The following is a 282-nucleotide window of genomic DNA, read 5'->3' on the forward strand; positions in this document are numbered from 1 at the left end:
TGCTGACATTCAGCTCATCTACGTCAGCGCCATCATTGTGCTCAGCGTTGGCGATGGCAGATTCCAGAACTTTCTTGACCAGCTCAGCACCCTTTTTGGTACTGAAAGTCAGAATTTCCAGAGCTTCATCCACTTTCTTACCGCGGATCTGGTCTGCGACCAGGCGCGCTTTTTGAGCGGACAAGCGAGCACCACGTAAAACAGCGGCTACTTCAGACATACTTCACCCCTTCTTAGCGTTTGGCTTTCTTATCCGCTACGTGACCCTTGTAAGTCCGAGTC

1 protein-coding gene is annotated in these 282 nt (G+C 51.1%); it reads right to left on the bottom strand.

All coding sequences use genetic code 11. From position 1 onward, the window contains the following. A partial coding sequence (gene rplV, locus Q4563_RS19375) for a 50S ribosomal protein L22 (protein ID WP_303605675.1) occupies positions 1–220 on the bottom strand: 220 nt, incomplete at its 3' end. Between the last annotated feature and the right edge of the window lie 62 nt (positions 221–282).

Source organism: Gilvimarinus sp. 1_MG-2023, assembly GCF_030548285.1.